Origin of the sequence: Paraburkholderia panacisoli, from assembly GCF_008369935.1 — a bacterium.
Lineage (GTDB): Bacteria > Pseudomonadota > Gammaproteobacteria > Burkholderiales > Burkholderiaceae > Paraburkholderia > Paraburkholderia panacisoli.
In genome coordinates this window covers 253683-270500 of sequence record NZ_VTUZ01000007.1, presented here as the reverse complement: position 1 = coordinate 270500, position 16818 = coordinate 253683, and the positions used below count along the sequence as shown (strand labels likewise).

Here is a 16818-nt window from a genome sequence, read left to right as displayed (position 1 = left end):
AGGGAAAAGAAAATCGCGAAAAAACGGTAATGAATGAGAGAAGTGAATCAGATTGCAACAGGGTGTTTCGTTATCCATTAGAAATGGATTTATATGCTTGCGCGGAGACGTTCGGGTGATGCGTAATAACTGCCAGGAGTGGCCCGAGACATCGGTAAAGATGGGTTGAAACGCGCAACGCGGGTGCATTACAGGTTCGCTGCATTATGCGTTGTAACGCATTTCAATTTAATTGATTTTTAAATCACTTTCTTTCGACACGCTTAAAGCGTCGAATATTTTTGAATTATTTTCGATTTTCGTTGCGGCATTTTTTCCGCGTAATGTGAGCCGTGCGGATTGGCATGTCCGGGACCGCGCGTGGGCAGCGCACGGCATGCGTCCTCGGGTATCCGGATGCGTGGCGCTGCCATGGCCATGCCGTGAAATGACGGCCGCCTGCCACGAACATCGCCTCGCCGTGCGGCAGCGCATCCGTCCTTCCTGCACGAATCGGCCGCACCTTTTTCTTGCGTGGCTTCCGGCGGCCCGGTCCGCCACATCCATTGAATTTTTACCCGCGCGGGCTCGTGCCCGAGCGCGGTGCTGACTGGAGGACTTACCTTGTCCCGTTTCACGTTCAAAAGCTGGCTCGCCGTATCGGCGTGCGCCGCCGGACTGGCTGCGGGCTCGGTCAGTTTCACGGCCAGCGCGGAAACAGCGTTGAACGCGAAGACCTCATGGATCGGCAACAGCTTCGGTTTCGGCGACGGCACCTGGGCGCAGATCAACATCACCGCGATTGCGGTGGCACCCGACGGCAAGGTGTACACCAACGCGCCCTGGGACGAGAGCGGCGCCGAAGCCAGCGTCTATCAGAACGGCAAGATGCTCGGCTTCGCGGGCGGCACGCATGGCTGGGGCAATAGCGGCGGCAACGCGATCGCGGTGAATCGCAAGTATGCGTTCGTGGCGATCGCGGTGGGCAACGAAAAGGGGCGGCTCGTCGAGCAGGGCGTGTGGCCGGAGAAGGGCAAGCAATGGTTCGGCATTTCGCGCCGCGAGATTGCCGATCCGAAACGCGCCGCGCCGTTCCAGCCCGCCGCGAAAAGCGCGGACCCGCACGCGCAACTCGCGGCGGGCTTCCTGATGATGAACGAAGTGCCGACCGGTACGAGCGCGGAAATCGGCGGCCTGGCGGCGAACGACACCACGCTGTACGCGTCGAACACCGCGCGCGATCGCATCGAGGTGTACGACGCCGAGTCGATGCAGAAGAAGGCCGCGTGGAGCGTGCACGAACCCGGCCGCCTCGCGCTCGCGCCCGACGGCACGCTGTGGGTGCTGAGCGGCACCCGCAGCGATCGTGCGCCGCGCGTCGAGCACTACACGGCGACGGGCCAGCGCATCGACGAAAACTTCGCGCTGCCGTCGGACACGGCGGCAGTCGATCTCGCCATCGACGCGCAAGGCCGCATCCTGATCGCCGACAACGGCCCGCGCCAGCAGGTGCTGTTCTTCAAGAAGAGCGATGGCCGCTACACGGAGTCCGGCACGCTAGGCGAGAAGGGCGGCATTTTCAGCGGCATCGCCGGCAAGCCGGGACCGCGCCGCTTGAACGGACTGACCGGCGTCGGCGTGGATGCGCGCGGCAATGTCTATGTGTCGACCAACGGCATCGGTCCGCGCTACGAGCCGATCGGTGCAGGCCTCGGCGCGACGCTCGAGAGCTATGCGCCCGACGGCAGACAGAACTGGCAGGTGCAGGGGTTGCTGTTCGTCGACGGCGCGTGGATCGATCCGTCGCGGCCGGACAGCGTCTATACCGGCAACAAGCGCTTCGAACTCGATCTGTCGAAGCCCGCCGGGCAGGACTGGAAATACGCGGGATTCCTGTCGAATCGCTTCAAATATCCGGACGATCCGGTCTTTCACACCGACCAGTATCCAGGCCTGCCGATCGCCCGCAAGCTGAAGGGCCGCACGTTCCTGTACCTGACGGACATGTATGCGGACCATCTGAAGATCTATCGCTTCGATCCGCAGCATGACGGCGAAACGGCGATTCCGTCGGGCTTCATCGCGGGCCGCGAGCGCGCGGTCGCGAAGGTGCCGAATGCGCCGCCGGGCGGCGACTGGATCTGGCGCGATACGAATGGCGACGGCCGCTTCAACAGCGACGAATTCACGCTCAACACGAGCGGCACGAAGCTCGCGGGCGGCTGGGGCTGGTGGGTCGATACCAACGGCGACATCTGGCGCACGCGCGACACCAAAGGCATCTACCGCTTCCGTTTCGGCGGGCTGGATGCGAAGGGCAATCCGGTCTACGCGTACTCGGACCTGACGCTGTACCCGGTGCCGCAACCGTTCACGGAACTGCATCGCGCGATCTACGACCCCGCCACCGATTCGCTGTACGTGAGCGGCTATACGCCCGACACGCCAGTCGATCGCGGCTTCTGGAAAGAAGTGGGACGCGTGCTGGTGCGCTACGACAAATGGTCGAGCGGCAATCCGGTGCAGCGCTACGCGATCACGTTGCCGTGGCAGACGCAGAGCAAACCCATCGCGACGATCATCGGCCTGACCGTCGAGGGGCAATACCTCTTCGGCGTCGAACCGGTCGGCGCGGTGCACGTGTGGGACAAGGACAGCGGCAAGGAACTGGGCGTGATCCGTCCGGGCCCGGAAGTGGGGCGCGCGTCGGGCTGGGTCGATGTGCCCAATGGCATCAGCGCGGCGAAGCGCGCGAACGGCGAGTACCTGGTGTTCGTCGAGGAAGACGCGCGCGGCAAGGTGCTGATGTACCGCTGGAAACCTTGATGAAGCGGGCGGCTGGAGTCTTCCTTCGCGCTATTGCCTGCTGAAGCAAAGCCCGCGCAACCCAACGCAAAAACAACCGCAAAAAAACAAACGCAATCGAAACCGCAATCGCAGTCAAACCCAAGGCATCCGATGGACAAAGGCATTCTCAGGAACGTAGCGATCAATTTCTTCGGGCTGGTGCTGCCGACCTTCGTCTCGCTCGTGACCGTGCCGTCGTATATCAAGCTGCTCGGCGTCGAGCGCTACGGCGTGATCAGTCTCGTGTGGACGCTGATCGGCTACTTCGGGATTCTCGATCTCGGCATGAGCATGGCCGCGCAGAACCACATCTCGAAGGCGCGCGCATCCGGCGACAAGGACGAAAGCGCGCGCGTGTTCTGGAGCGCGACGTGGCTCAATCTCGCGACCGGTGTGATCGGCGGCCTGATCATCTACTTCGGCGCGTTTCTCTACACCGCGTATTTCACCAAGGTGTCGCCCGAGCTTCAGCATGAGGTGTATATGGCGCTGCCGTGGCTCGCGGTGGCGATTCCGATCGCCAACGTGTCGTGGGTCTTCGCCGGCGCGATCAACGGCGCGGAACGCTTCGGCGTCTACAACACCAATCAGACGCTCGGCACCTTCCTGTTCCAGTTGCTGCCGCTCGGCGCCGCGCTGTGGCTGGGCGCGACGTTGCAGAACGTGCTCGCAGCGGCGGTGTTCGCGCGGATTCTGGCCGCGCTGCTGCTCGGCCGTTCCGCGTTGAAGGTGCTGGAAATCCGCCGCGTTTTGCCGCCGCAGTTCGGCGTGGCGAAGGGACTCTTCAACTTCGGCGGCTGGATGCTGATTGCGAGCGTCACCACGATGGTTGCCGACTCGCTCGACCGCGTGATGCTCGGCACGAGCCTCGGCGCGCGTTTCGTCACGTACTACACGGTGCCGCAAAACCTCGTCACGCGTTTGAACATCGTGCCGACCGCACTGGTGCGCACGCTGTTTCCGCGCTTGTCCGCGGTCGGCCGCGCGGATGCCGACACCATCACGCAGCAGTCGCTCGAATTTCTCAACGGCGTGTTCACGCCGGTCGCGCTGGTCGCGATGCTGGTGCTCGAACCGTTCTTGCATCTGTGGGTCGGCAATGAGATCGCCACGGTGGCGGCACCCGTGGGCCGCATCATGATCATCGCCGTGTGGCTGGTCGGTCAGGCGAACGTCACGCGGATTCTGATCCAGTCGCAGGTCAATCCGGCCACCGCCGCGCGTGTCGGCCTCGTCGAATTGCCGCTGTTTGCAGGGGCGTTGTGGCTCGGCATCACGCACTTCGGCCTGACCGGTGCGGCGGTGGCAGTGGCCGGCCGCGCGCTGTTCGACTACGCGGTGCTGCTGCACTTTTCGGCGATCCGCGCGCGCCAGATCGCGCTCGACATGCTCGCCCATCTCGCCTTCCTGCTCGCGAGCCTGTGGCTCGCGGGCTTCCTGCCGGGTCTCGCGCTGGCGATCGCCGCCGGCGTCCTGATGGTCGGCGCGAACCTCGCCTGGTCGATCACGATGACTCCCGCCTTGCGCAATCTTGCGCGCTCACTGCTGTTGCGACTGAATCCGAGGAAAAGCGCATGAACCAGGAAGTCCTTGAAGAACCCGCGCTGCGACCCGCGACGCGCAGCGCTCTGGCCGAACTCACGAGCGTGCCCGGCGTGCCGGCCACGCCGCGCCGCGCCGCGTTGCGCGCCGGCAAGACCGTGCGCATCGCGATCGTGCATGACTGGCTCGTCACCTATGCGGGCGCGGAGAAAGTGCTCGAGCAGATCGTCGCGTGCTTTCCGGACGCGGACCTGTTCAGTCTCGTCGACTTTCTCGACGACCGCAGTTTCCTGCGCGGCAAGTCCGTGACGACGTCGTTCATCCAGAAGCTGCCGCTCGCGCGCAGCAAGTACCGCTCGTATCTGCCGCTGATGCCGCTCGCGATCGAGCAGCTCGACGTGTCCGCGTACGACGTGGTGATTTCCAGCAGCCACGCGGTCGCCAAGGGCATTCTGACCGGCCCCGACCAGGTGCATATCAGCTACGTGCATTCGCCGATCCGCTACGCGTGGGATCTGCAGCACCAGTACCTGCAGCAGTCGAAGCTGACCAACGGCCCGAAGTCGGCGCTCGCGCGGCTCATTCTGCATTACATCCGCAACTGGGATATCCGCACGTCCAACTCGGTGGATGGTTTCGTCGCGAACTCCGACTTCATTGCGCGGCGCATCAAGAAGGTCTATCAGCGCGACGCGCAGGTGATCTTTCCGCCGGTCGATGTCGAGGCATTTTCGCTGTGCACCGAGAAGGAAGACTTCTATCTGACCGCGTCGCGGATGGTGCCGTACAAGAAGATCGACCTGATCGTCGAAGCGTTCGCGCGCATGCCCGAGCGCAAGCTGGTCGTGATCGGCGACGGCCCCGACATGGAGAAGATCCGCGCGAAGGCGGGGCCGAATGTGGAGATCATGGGTTACCAGCCGTTCACGGTGCTCAAGGACCGGATGAGCCGCGCGAAGGCCTTCGTGTTCGCCGCCGAGGAAGACTTCGGCATCTCGGTGGTCGAAGCGCAGGCGTGCGGCACGCCGGTGATCGCCTACGGTAAGGGCGGGGCGCTCGAAACCGTGCGCGATCTGTCGGAACCGCGGCCCACCGGCATGTTCTTCGACGAGCAGGACGCCGAATCGATCATTGCGGCGGTGCGCCGTTTCGACGAGCACATCGCACGCGTGTCGGCGGCGGATTGCCGGGCCAACGCCGAGCAGTTTTCCGCCGCGCATTTTCGCGAGCGCTTCTTCGCGCATGTGCGTGCGGCGGTGCCGGCGTTGCGCGCGGCGAAGCTGCCGCCCTACGTGCCGTATAAAGCGGACGCGGCGGCCGGCGCGCCGCGCATTCTTGCCGTCGATCAAAGCGGCGTGCTCGGGGGCGCCGAGTTGTCGCTGCTGGAGATCGTCAAGGCGTTGCGCTCGCGTGTCGAGGTCGTGCTGTTCGACGACGGCCCGTTCCGCACCGCGCTGGCCGACGCCGGCGTCACGGTCGACGTGCTGGATGCCGGCGCGCTGCGCCATGTGCGCAAGCAGGGCGGTTCGTTGCCGAAGGGCCAGGCGCTGAAGGGTCTGCTGTCGCTCGTGCGCGCCACCGCGAAGCGCGCGCGCGCCGCCGACGTGATCTACGCGAACACCCAGCGCGCGATGGTGATCGGCGCGCTTGCCGGCAAGCTGGCGCGGCGTCCGGTGGTCTGGCACCTGCGCGACATCGTGAGCCCCGAGCATTTCGGCGGCAAACAACTCGCGATCATCAAGTGGTGCGCGCGGCTCGGCCTCACGCACGTGATCGCCAATTCGGCCGCGTCGGCGCGCGCGTTCACCGAGCTTGCGCAGTTCGACGACAAGCGCGTCGACGTGGTTTTCAACGGCATTTCGGCCGAGCCGTTCGACGCGTTGCGCACGATGCCGCAAGCGACGCTGCGCGAGCGCCTGAACCTGCCGCGCGACGCGTTCCTGGTCGGCTCGTTCAGCCGCCTCGCGCGCTGGAAAGGGCAGCATGTGCTGCTCGAAGCGATGGTGCTCAATCCGCAGATGCACGCGGTGCTGGTGGGCGCGCCGCTGTTCGGCGAGGACCAGTACGAGAGCGAACTGCACGCGTTCGTCGCCGCGCACGATCTGCGCGACCGGGTGCATTTCCTCGGCTTCCAGCATGACATTCCGGCCTGCATGTGCGCGGTCGACGCGGTCGTCCATACGTCGATTACGCCGGAGCCGTTCGGCCGCGTGATCGTCGAAGGGATGCTCGCGCAGCGGCCGGTGGTGGCCGCGCGCGCGGGCGGCGTGCTGGAGATCATCGACGACCACGAAAACGGCATGCTGTGCACGCCGGGCGATGCGCACGGCCTGGCCGACACGCTCGCGGAATTGCGCTCGAACGACGACCTGCGCAACAAGCTGGTCAGCAACGGCTATCAGACGGCACTGAGCCGGTTCGGCACGACGACCTATGTGGATGGGGTCGCGCGGATTCTGAAGCGCGTGGCGGGGCGTTAAAAAGCGCCGGACAGCCTGGGGGATGCAAGTTCACTCCCAGGACTGGCCGACGCGAGTTCGACGTAACAGGTTTGACGCGTGGTTAGGCAAGGACACGGCCGTCCTTGTCGTTGGCGCAGCGGAGCGAAAGTCCACGGACCTTCGCTCCGTTTTTTTATCGCGAAGTGCTCATCGCGAAGCTCGCGCGGTCTTCGGTTTGAAGCTGGCCGACCATTTCATCGCGGGCAGTTCGACGAGCCGGTAGAACACATAGGCGACCGGCACGGCCACCAGCATGTAGCCGAACGACGGCCAGATCGACATCTGCAGCGACGAGCGGAACAGCAGCGACGACAGGAGCACGAAGATCGGCAGATGGATCAGGTACAGCGAGAAGCTGAAGTCGCCGAAGCGGGACAGCACGCGCATCCCGAACGTTTCGCGCCGCGCGCCGCTGGGGCGCTCCAGCGCCTTGTACAGATAGAACGCGAAGCCGAGCGCCCACAGCTGGAACGCGCCGTACTGGCCGAAACGAAACGCCGCGCAGCCCAGCGCGATAAAGCCCGCGGCCAGCACATAAAGCCACAGCGACGAGCGCGTTTGCGCCGTGCTGCGGGCTCTCGCATCCGCGATCCACGCGCCGAGCGTCCAGGCGAACCAGTACGACGTGAAGAACTGGATGTCGTGGCGTTCGAGCGCATATGCGGACACCACGTTGACCAGCGCGACGAGCGCGAGCACGGGCGTCATGCCGATGCGCCGGCGCAGCGCGAACAGCAGCGGATAGATCGCGTAGAACTGTACTTCGAGCGACAGCGTCCACAGCGCGCCGTTCGAACCATAGGTTTTGCCTGCCACCCCTTGCAGCGAAAACAGGTTGACGAGGAACGCGTGCAAGCCGATCTCACGGATCTTGTGGCTGACCGGCGGCAATTGCAGGCTGAACCAGTCGAGCGCGAAAGTCAGCAGCAGCGCCGCCAGCAGCACCGGATAGATGCGCGCGAAGCGGCGCACCCAGAAATTCGCGGTGTCGAGCCGGTAAGCGGGATTGCCGGCAAGACGCAGCGCGCCGCCGCGATGAATGCAATAGCCGCTGATCACGAAGAAAATCGGCACGCCCGCCGAGCCCCACGCAATCGGGAACGTCAGATAAGCGGCAATGGCGCTCAGACTGAACGCATGGCCGACGCTCTGGTGAAAAGCCTGCATGCCGACCCAGGCGACCTGGCGGCAATGAAAATACGCGACCAGCAGCGCGGCAAAGCCGCGCATCGCGTCGATCACATGCTCCTTGCCGGCGCTGTCGGCGCGCGCTTCGTCTCGCGTACGTGAAGCTTCGAGCGGGCGGGACGGGGAGAGGGGCAGGGATGAGCCGGCGGCTTCCAGTGCTGAGTCGCTCATGCGCGGTCCTTATTCTGAACGGAAAAAAGCGGATTGCCGGGCGCCGTGCGCGCCCGCGATGCATCACATGCTAGAGCACGGAAGCCGCAAAAAAACGCTAAAAAAATGCCCGCCGCATTTGAATTGAATAAGGATTTTGTGACGAATTGTAATTGAGCATGAGCAGATGCAGCATTGAATTATTTGCCGCTTTTGTCGTGCTAATTTAAAGCATGGATTTTCCTGACCAGAGGTGAAGTCATGAACCTGCACATACTCGCCGGCATCGCCGTGCTGCTGATGCTAGTCGCCGCGTCTGCGTACCGGGAGGCGCTGCGCAACGAGCCTATCCGCCGTTACCGGATGAATCCGGGTAAGCTGCCGCCCGTCGACGAAAACGACTGACGCGCGGGCGGCATTGCCCGCGCCGCGCCGCGATTCACGCTGGCGATTTATAATCGCGGCACTCTCGCCCTCCGCGGACCGGCAGCCGCGCTCGTAAAATTTTCGGAATTGCCGGAAAATAATTCGATCGAAATATGTCATTTTTTCCTGTTATTTTCCACTATCTGGCATAGCGAAGACGAGTCGATTTTTTAATTCGACGGAGAAAAATTCGCACGTGAAACGGACTGTTTTTTTTGCTAGTCTTTGCGGCGATATCCAATAGTCACCAATTGGCCGCCAGGTCCGCGGACACACCAATTTCTAACCGATGTGGGAATGCCTACCATGCTGAAAGTCACCAAAGCCGTGTTTCCCGTAGCGGGCCTCGGGACACGATTCCTGCCGGCTACCAAAGCAAGTCCCAAGGAAATGCTGCCGATCGTCGACAAGCCGCTGATCCAGTACGCGGTCGAGGAAGCGATCGCCGCCGGCATCACCGAGATGATCTTCGTGACGGGCCGCAGCAAGCGCGCGATCGAAGATCATTTCGACAAGTCCTATGAGATCGAAGCCGAACTCGAGGCGCGCAACAAGCAGAAGCTGCTCGATCTGGTGCGCAGCATCAAGCCGGCCAACGTGGACTGCTTCTACGTGCGCCAGGCCGAAGCGCTGGGTCTCGGCCATGCGGTGCTGTGCGCCGAGAAACTGGTGGGCGACAGCCCGTTCGCCGTGATTCTCGCCGACGACCTGCTGCACAGCTCGAAGCCGGTGATGAGCCAGCTCGTCGACACCTTCAACCACTATCACAGCTCGGTGATCGGCGTCGAGACCATCGCGCGCGAGGACAGCCGTTCGTACGGCGTGGTCGACGGCCGCGAGTGGGAAGACAATGTGATCAAGCTGTCGGGCATCGTCGAGAAGCCGGCGCCGGACAATGCGCCGTCGAACCTCGGCGTGGTCGGCCGCTATGTGCTGATGCCGACCATCTTCAAGCACATCCGCGCGTTGAAGCCCGGCGCGGGCGGCGAACTGCAATTGACCGACGCAGTGCAATCGCTGCTGACCGAAGAACAGGTGCTCGCATATCGCTACTTCGGCACGCGTTTCGACTGTGGCAGCAAGCTCGGCTATCTGAAGGCGACGGTGGAGTTCGCGCTGCGCCATCCGGAAGTGAAGGCGGATTTCGAAGCGTATCTACACGCGTATATGCAGAACAACACGCAGGCTGAGTACACGGCTGAAGCGGCGTGAGGGGTTGAGCGCGGCGCGCCGCCACGGCGCGAAGAAGTACCGCACGAAAAACCCGTCTGAATAGAAACGGGCGCCGTATCACACACGGCGCCCGTTTTTTATTTCAACCACTGCGCGAGTCGTCACACGCGAAGCGGCCCGGCAACAAGCGGCTTCAACCCTGCTTCTTCACTTCCAGCCGGAACTTGTGCAGCAGCGGTTCCGTATAGCCGCTCGGCTGCTGGCGGCCTTCGAACACCAGCGCCAGCGCGGCCTTGAACGCGATCGTGTCGAACCTCGGCGCCATCGGCGTGTAGTTCGGGTCACCGGCGTTCTGTTCGTCCACCACCTTCGCCATGCGCTTGAACGTCTCTTCGACGAGTTCGCGCTTCACCACACCGTGATGCAGCCAGTTGGCGATGTGCTGGCTCGAAATACGCAGCGTCGCGCGGTCTTCCATCAAGCCGACGTTGTGAATGTCCGGCACCTTCGAGCAGCCCACACCCTGGTCGATCCAACGCACCACGTAGCCGAGAATGCCTTGCGCGTTGTTGTCGATTTCGCTGCGGATCTCGTCGTCGCTCCACTTCGCGGATTCGACCACCGGAATCGTCAGCAGGCCGTCGAGCAGTTCGTCGCGCACCTTCGCATAGTCGGTGCGCTCCAGTTCCTGCTGGACCGCCTGCACGTCGATCTGGTGGTAGTGCAGCGCGTGCAGCGCCGCGGCGGTCGGCGAGGGCACCCATGCGGTGTTCGCACCGGCCTTCGGATGCGCGATCTTCTGTTCGAGCATCGCGTGCATCAGGTCGGGCATCGCCCACATCCCCTTGCCGATCTGCGAGCGTCCGCGCAGACCCGCGCTCAAGCCGACCAGCACGTTGCTGCGCTCATACGCGGCAATCCACGTGCTCGACTTCATGTCGCCCTTGCGCATCATCGGGCCGGCTTCCATCGCCGAGTGCATCTCGTCGCCGGTGCGGTCGAGGAAGCCCGTGTTGATGAAGGCCACCCGCTCCGACGCTTCGGCGATACAGGCGAGCAGGTTCACGCTGGTGCGGCGCTCCTCGTCCATGATGCCCATCTTGATGGTGTTGCGCGGCAGCTTCAGCAAGTCTTCGACGCGCGCGAACAGTTCGCTCGCGAACGCGACTTCAGCCGGCCCGTGCATCTTCGGCTTGACGATGTAGATCGAGCCGGTGCGCGAATTCAGCTGGTTCTTGCGGTCGCGCAGTGCGCACAAGGTGGTGATCACCGCGTCGAGAATGCCTTCCGGAATCTCGCCGCCGTCTTTCATCAGCACCGCCGGGTTGGTCATCAGGTGGCCGACGTTGCGGATGAACAGCAGCGAGCGGCCATGCAGCACGACCGGCGCCGTGCCGTTCGCGGCGACATACACGCGGTCCTCGTTCAACCGGCGCGTGAAGGTCTTGCCGTTCTTCGAGACCTCTTCGGTCAGATCGCCGTTCATCAGGCCGAGCCAGTTGCGATAGAGCTGCACCTTGTCGTCGGCATCCACGGCCGCGACCGAGTCCTCGCAATCGATGATCGTGCTCACCGCCGCTTCGACCACCACGTCCTTCACGTGCGCCGCATCCGACTTGCCGATCGGATCGTTCGCGTCGATCTGGATCTCGAAGTGCAGGCCGTTGTGTTTGAACAGCACCGCGGACGGCGCGCTCTCGTCACCCTGATAACCGATGAATTGAGCGGGCGTTTGCAGCGCGCTCGTGCCGTTCTTCAGCGCGACGACCAGCTTGCCGCCTTCGACGCTATAGCGCGTCGCGTCGGCATGCGAGCCGTTTGCGAGCGGCGCCGCCTGATCGAGAAACTTGCGCGCGTAAGCGATCACCGCCGCGCCGCGCACCGGGTTGAACGCCTTCTGCTTTTCCGCGCCGTCGGCTTCGGGAATCGCGTCGGTGCCGTACAGCGCGTCGTACAGGCTGCCCCAGCGCGCGTTCGCCGCGTTCAGCGCATACCGCTGATTCGACAGCGGCACCACCAGTTGCGGGCCGGCCTGTTCGGCGATTTCGGTGTCCACGTGGTCGGTCGTGGCTTTGACGCGGGCCGGCGTCGGCACGATATAGCCGATGCCTTCGAGAAACGCACGGAACGCGCGCGAATCGCGCACCGGCCCCGGATTGGCGCGATGCCAGTTGTCGAGTTCGGTTTGCAGCCGGTCGCGCTCGGCGAGCAGCGCGCGATTTTTGGGCGCCAGCTCGTGCACGAGGGCGTCGAAGCCCGACCAGAATGCGGCGCTGTCGATTCCGGTGCCGGGCAGGGCTTCGGTTTCGACGAACTGGTCGAGATTGGCGGCGACCTGCAGTCCGCCGCGCGGGTTCATCTGAGTCATCGACTGCTCCATCTGTCTGAATGGGACCGATGAGGGGGCATCGGTCCGCGGGGTTGCAACGGTTTAGTTGAATCGATGTGCGAGCGCCGTTGCGAACGGCATCCGGTCTTAAGCAGCAATCGCCGCGATGCCGGCCTTGGCGATCTGCGCGTCCTGATCCGACTTGACGCCCGACACGCCGACCGCGCCGACCACATGGCCGTCGACGATCACCGGCACGCCGCCTTCCAGCGTGCCTTGCAGCGGTGCGCTCAGGAATGCGGTGCGGCCGTTGTTGATCATGTCTTCGTAGACCTTGGTCTCGCGGCGGCCGATCGCCGCGGTGCGTGCCTTTTCGGTCGCGATATACGCGCTGGCCGGCGCACTGCCGTCGAGGCGTAGCATGCCGAGCGGATGGCCGCCGTCGTCGGCCACGACGATCGCGACGGCCCACTGATGCTTGCCGGCTTCCGCGCGGGCGGCTTCGAGGATGCGGGTCGTTTCGGCGATGGTCAACACGGGTTTGCTCAGCATGATGAATGTCCTGTCTCGGTTATGGTAAGGATGCTTCTACAAGTTCTATCCAGTGACGCACCGGCGTGCGTCCAGCGCTGTCCAGATGCGTCTGGCAGCCGATGTTGGCCGTGACGATCAACTCCGGGTTGCCGCTCTCCAGCGCATCGAGCCGGTTGTTGCGCAGCCTCTGCGCAAGCTCGGGCTGGGTGATCGAATACGTGCCCGCCGATCCGCAGCACAGATGGGCATCGGGCACCGCAGTCAGATCGAAGCCGAGCCGTTGCAGGATCGACTCGACCGCGCCGCCCAGCTTCTGCGCATGCTGCAACGTGCAGGGGCAGTGAAACGCGATGCGCCGCTGCTTCTGCGCTGGCGGTTCGGCCGGCAATGCTGCTTCTAAATTCATTGCTGAACTCGCCTGTGAATCCGTTTGCAAGGCGTCGAGCGGCTCGCGAGCCAGCACCTCGACGAGGTCCCGCGCCAGTTCGCTGACCCGCTGCGCTTTCGCCGCATAGCGCGGGTCGCCGCGCAACAGATGCCCGTACTCCTTGACGAACGCGCCACAGCCGCTCGCCGTTTGCACGATCGCTTCGGCGCCGGCCTCGATGGCGGGCCACCACGCGTCGATATTGCGCCGTGCGCGCGCGAGGCCGGCTTCCTGCGCGTTCAGATGATAATCGGTCGCTCCGCAGCAGCCCGCCTGCGCGGCATCCACGATGCTGATGCCGAGCCGGTCGAGCACGCGCGCCGCGGCCGCGTTGGTGTTCGGCGACAGTGCGGGTTGCACGCAGCCCTCCAGCATCAGCATTGTGCGCGGATGCCGCGGCGCCGGCCGCGCTTTCGGGCGGGCGCCACGCTTGGGGATTTTACGTCCAAGCGCGGCCGGAAGAAACGGCCGCAGCGCGCGGCCGGTCTTCAGCAGCGCGTCGAACACCGCGGGATGCGGGATCGCGCGGCGCAAACCCTCGCGCAGCAGGCGTTCGGCGGCGGGCCGTGGGACCCGCCGCTCCAGTTCCGCGCGGCCGATGTCGAGCAGCGCGTGATAGGTGACGCCCGACGGGCAGGTGGTTTCGCAGTTGCGGCAGGTGAGGCAGCGGTCCAGGTGCAGCTGGGTTTTCTGCGTGACCGGCTCGCCTTCGAGCATCTGCTTGATCAGATAGATGCGCCCGCGCGGACCGTCGAGTTCGTTGCCGAGCAATTGATAGGTCGGGCAGGTCGCGTTGCAGAAGCCGCAGTGCACGCACGAGCGCAGGATCTGTTCGGCTTCGTCCGCGCGCGACAGGGTTTTGGCGGCATCGCTGAGATTGGTTTGCATGCTGGTGTTCCCTTCGGTGGATCGCCTTCAGGTTTTCATAGCCCGGCGTACAGGCGGCCGGGATTGAAGAGGCCGCGCGGATCGAGCTGCTGCTTCAGTTGCCGGTGAAAGCGCAGCAACGCGGGCGGCAGCGGCGTGAACGGTTCGGCGTCCGGGTGCGGCGTGAAGGAGGTCGCGTGGCCGCCCGCCGCGTGCGCGATCTGGCGCGGCGTCGCGGCCGGCGCATCGCTTTTCAGCCAGCGTTGCGCGCCGCCCCAATCGAGCAGCGTGGCGCCTGGCAAGTCGAGCAGCGGCGACGCGTTCGGCAGCGACAGACGCCACAGCCGGCGCGGGTCGTCGAAAAACGCCAGACGGTGCTCGCGCAGGTCGTCCCAGAAGCACGGCTCCAACTGCTCGCCGCCGATCCGCTCCAGCGCCGACGCCACCGATCCCGCGCCGCCTTCGAGCCGCACATGCAGACGGCCGTCGACGTGACACGCGGCGCTCACCGGCAGCACCGCGCGACGCCATGCCGACAGTTCGCGCAGCGCTTCGTCCGCGTCGAGTTCGAGCGACAGGCAGGCGGTTGCGCGCGGTTTGGGCAGCACCTTCAGCGACACTTCCGTGATCAGCCCGAGGCAGCCGAAGCTGCCCGCGAGCAAGCGCGACACGTCATAGCCGGCCACGTTCTTCATCACCTCGCCGCCGAAGCGCAGATGCTTCGCGTGGCCCGTGATCACGCGGCAGCCGAGCACCAGATCGCGCACCGAGCCGGACCACGGCCGGCGTGGTCCGGCGAGCCCAACCGCCACCATGCCGCCGACGGTGGCCGCACCGCCGAAGGCCGGCGGCTCGCACGGCAGCATCTGCCCGGCGGCGTCGAGCGTGGCGTTCAGCTCCGCGAGCGGCGTGCCGGCGCGCGCGGTAATCACGAGTTCGGTCGGGTCGTAGCTGACCACGCCGCGATGCGAGCGCGTGTCGAGCAGCGCGCCTTGCACCGCGCGGCCCAGAAACGCCTTGCTGTTGCCACCGCGAATCGCCAGCGGCGTGCCGCTCGCGAGTGCTTGTGAGACTTCGGCGACGAGCCGCTCGCTGTCGTCCATCGAGACGGGTTCGATGCGCATCAGAAACGCTCCAGTTCGGGAAAGGGCAAAGCGCCGTGGTGGACATGCATCGAGCCGAATTCGGCGCAACGGTGCAAGGTCGGCACGTTCTTGCCGGGATTGAGCAGGCCGCTGGGGTCGAACGCGGCCTTCAGCGCGTGGAAGAACGTCAGCTCGTCGCTGTTGAATTGCGCGCACATCTGATTGATCTTTTCGCGGCCCACGCCATGCTCGCCGGTGATGCTGCCGCCCACCGCCACGCACAGTTCGAGGATGCGTGCGCCGAGCGCTTCGGCGCGCTCGGCCTCGCCTGGCGCGTTCGCGTCGAACAGGATCAGCGGATGCATGTTGCCGTCGCCGGCATGAAACACGTTGGCTACCTTCAGCCCGTATTCGTTCGACAGCGCTTCGATGCCCTTGAGCACGCGCGGCAATTCGCGGCGCGGAATCGTGCCGTCCATGCAGTAGTAGTCGGGCGAGATACGGCCCACCGCGCCGAACGCATTCTTGCGGCCGGCCCAGAAGCGCTGGCGTTCGGCCTCGTCTCGCGCGACGCGGATCTCGGTTGCGCCCGCCGCCCGCAGCAGCGCTTCGACACGCTCGACGTCTTCCTGCACGTCGCTTTCGACGCCGTCGACTTCGCACAGCAGGATCGCCGCGGCATCGACCGGATAGCCCGCGTGGACGAAGTCTTCCGCCGCGCGGATCGCGAGGTTGTCCATCATTTCGAGGCCGCCCGGAATCACGCCCGCGCCGATGATCCGCGCGACCGCCGCGCCGGCCTGCTCGACGTCGTCGAAACAGGCGAGCAGCACCTTCGCGACTGGCGGCTTCGTGAGCAGCTTCACCGTGACTTCGGTGACGATGCCGAGCATGCCTTCCGAGCCGGTGAACAGCGCGAGGTAATCGAAGCCGGGCGCGTCGAGCGCATCCGAGCCGAGCGTGATGCGCTCGCCGTCGATGGTGAGGATCTCGAGCTTGAGGATGTTGTTGACGGTCAGCCCGTACTTCAGGCAATGCACGCCGCCCGCGTTCTCCGCGACGTTGCCGCCGATCGAGCAGGCGATCTGCGACGACGGGTCCGGCGCGTAGTACAGACCGTGCGGCGCGGCGGCCTGCGAAATCGCGAGGTTGCGCACGCCGGGTTGCACGCGCGCGGTGCAGGCTTCGGGGTCGATGTCGAGAATCCGGTTGAAGCGCGCCATCACCAGCAGGATGCCTTTCTCGAGCGGCAGTGCGCCGCCCGACAGCCCGGTGCCCGCACCCCGTGCGACCACGGGAATCTTGTGCCCATTCGCGTATTTCAGCAGTGCCTCGACCTGTTCGACCTTGTCGGGCAGCGCGACCAGCATCGGCGTCGCGCGATAGGCGGCGAGGCCGTCGCATTCGAACGGCCGCAGGTCTTCCTGCTCGTGCAGCAGTTGCAAGCCGGGGATCAACGCCTGCAACTGCGCTACGACCGTGGCTTTGTCGTGCGTCGCGAGCGGGCCGTCGATGGTCTCGTCGTAGTGATAACTCATAGGGGGTCTCCTGGCGTCGCGCGGGCGGAAATGCCCGTGGGCACGGGTGCGCGAACATGGCTCTGGCGGGATTGTTACGGCTGGGCGCGCGGCTGTCGATGGCTGCGACAAGTGGTCGTACCAGTTTTTCAGCAGGCGTTTTGTGACTGGTTACCGCCAGCGGCATAGTGCATAGGGTTTATATGGCGCATCATTCGACGCTACGTGCTAGCATTCCAAACTGGTCACACCA

Annotated in this window: 12 protein-coding genes; 5 read left to right on the top strand and 7 right to left on the bottom strand. The window is 64.7% G+C overall.

Features of this window, described 5'->3' with window-relative positions:
- Nucleotides 1-263 precede the first annotated feature (263 nt).
- A complete protein-coding gene (locus FVF58_RS52670) occupies nt 264-731 on the bottom strand; it encodes a hypothetical protein (RefSeq protein ID WP_246217053.1) in 468 nt (155 codons plus the stop codon).
- Between FVF58_RS52670 and FVF58_RS13450 the strand changes: the two genes are divergently transcribed.
- From FVF58_RS13450 to FVF58_RS13440, 3 genes are all read left to right on the top strand, one after another.
- Complete coding sequence (locus FVF58_RS13450; protein ID WP_246217051.1) at nt 658-2805, top strand: NHL repeat-containing protein; 2148 nt, start codon at nt 658-660, stop codon at nt 2803-2805. The two genes, FVF58_RS52670 and FVF58_RS13450, sit on opposite strands and share 74 nt — an antisense overlap.
- Before the next feature lie 132 nt (nt 2806-2937).
- Complete coding sequence (locus FVF58_RS13445; protein ID WP_149670380.1) at nt 2938-4404, top strand: flippase; 1467 nt, start codon at nt 2938-2940, stop codon at nt 4402-4404.
- Nucleotides 4401-6848 (top strand): glycosyltransferase family 4 protein, encoded by a 2448-nt coding sequence (locus FVF58_RS13440; RefSeq protein ID WP_149670379.1) that lies wholly within the window; start codon nt 4401-4403, stop codon nt 6846-6848. The genes FVF58_RS13445 and FVF58_RS13440 overlap by 4 nt, the downstream gene beginning before the upstream one ends.
- Nucleotides 6849-7016: 168 nt before the next feature.
- Here FVF58_RS13440 and FVF58_RS13435 read toward each other — a convergent pair whose 3' ends face one another.
- On the bottom strand, nt 7017-8228 hold the full coding sequence (locus tag FVF58_RS13435; RefSeq protein ID WP_149670378.1) for an acyltransferase family protein: 1212 nt from the start codon (nt 8226-8228) through the stop codon (nt 7017-7019).
- 240 nt (nt 8229-8468) lie between these two features.
- Here FVF58_RS13435 and FVF58_RS51410 point away from each other — a divergent pair, with 240 nt between their 5' ends.
- Nucleotides 8469-8612, top strand: a complete 144-nt coding sequence (locus FVF58_RS51410) for a hypothetical protein (RefSeq protein ID WP_188130811.1) — start codon at nt 8469-8471, stop codon at nt 8610-8612.
- Nucleotides 8613-8939: 327 nt separating this feature from the next.
- Nucleotides 8940-9845, top strand: coding sequence for a UTP--glucose-1-phosphate uridylyltransferase GalU (galU, locus tag FVF58_RS13430; protein ID WP_149670377.1), 906 nt, complete (start codon nt 8940-8942; stop codon nt 9843-9845).
- Nucleotides 9846-9999: 154 nt separating this feature from the next.
- Here galU and FVF58_RS13425 read toward each other — a convergent pair whose 3' ends face one another.
- The 5 genes from FVF58_RS13425 to glcD form a co-directional block, all read right to left on the bottom strand.
- On the bottom strand, nt 10000-12174 hold the full coding sequence (locus FVF58_RS13425) for a malate synthase G (RefSeq protein ID WP_149670376.1): 2175 nt from the start codon (nt 12172-12174) through the stop codon (nt 10000-10002).
- 108 nt (nt 12175-12282) lie between these two features.
- Nucleotides 12283-12687 (bottom strand): heme-binding protein, encoded by a 405-nt coding sequence (locus tag FVF58_RS13420; RefSeq protein WP_149670375.1) that lies wholly within the window; start codon nt 12685-12687, stop codon nt 12283-12285.
- 19 nt (nt 12688-12706) lie between these two features.
- Nucleotides 12707-13984 (bottom strand): glycolate oxidase subunit GlcF, encoded by a 1278-nt coding sequence (gene glcF / locus FVF58_RS13415; RefSeq protein WP_149670374.1) that lies wholly within the window; start codon nt 13982-13984, stop codon nt 12707-12709.
- A 35-nt stretch (nt 13985-14019) separates the two neighbouring features.
- Nucleotides 14020-15087: a glycolate oxidase subunit GlcE gene (gene glcE / locus FVF58_RS13410; protein WP_149670373.1), complete on the bottom strand. Its 1068-nt coding sequence runs from the start codon at nt 15085-15087 to the stop codon at nt 14020-14022.
- The gene (glcD, locus tag FVF58_RS13405; protein WP_149670372.1) at nt 15087-16586 is read right to left on the bottom strand and encodes a glycolate oxidase subunit GlcD; all 1500 of its coding nucleotides are present in this window, start codon (nt 16584-16586) and stop codon (nt 15087-15089) included. Before glcD ends, glcE begins: the two co-directional genes overlap by 1 nt.
- Nucleotides 16587-16818: the final 232 nt, after the last annotated feature.

Excerpts from the sequence above, each read along its gene's own strand:
- FVF58_RS13445 (WP_149670380.1), top strand. The coding sequence starts at position 2,938 with ATGGACAAAGGCATTCTCAGGAACGTAGCGATCAATTTCTTCGGGCTG.
- FVF58_RS13440 (WP_149670379.1), top strand. The coding sequence starts at position 4,401 with ATGAACCAGGAAGTCCTTGAAGAACCCGCGCTGCGACCCGCGACGCGC.
- FVF58_RS13435 (WP_149670378.1), bottom strand. The coding sequence starts at position 8,228 with ATGAGCGACTCAGCACTGGAAGCCGCCGGCTCATCCCTGCCCCTCTCC.
- FVF58_RS51410 (WP_188130811.1), top strand. The coding sequence starts at position 8,469 with ATGAACCTGCACATACTCGCCGGCATCGCCGTGCTGCTGATGCTAGTC.
- galU (WP_149670377.1), top strand. The coding sequence starts at position 8,940 with ATGCTGAAAGTCACCAAAGCCGTGTTTCCCGTAGCGGGCCTCGGGACA.
- FVF58_RS13425 (WP_149670376.1), bottom strand. The coding sequence starts at position 12,174 with ATGACTCAGATGAACCCGCGCGGCGGACTGCAGGTCGCCGCCAATCTC.
- FVF58_RS13420 (WP_149670375.1), bottom strand. The coding sequence starts at position 12,687 with ATGCTGAGCAAACCCGTGTTGACCATCGCCGAAACGACCCGCATCCTC.
- glcF (WP_149670374.1), bottom strand. The coding sequence starts at position 13,984 with ATGCAAACCAATCTCAGCGATGCCGCCAAAACCCTGTCGCGCGCGGAC.
- glcE (WP_149670373.1), bottom strand. The coding sequence starts at position 15,087 with ATGCGCATCGAACCCGTCTCGATGGACGACAGCGAGCGGCTCGTCGCC.
- glcD (WP_149670372.1), bottom strand. The coding sequence starts at position 16,586 with ATGAGTTATCACTACGACGAGACCATCGACGGCCCGCTCGCGACGCAC.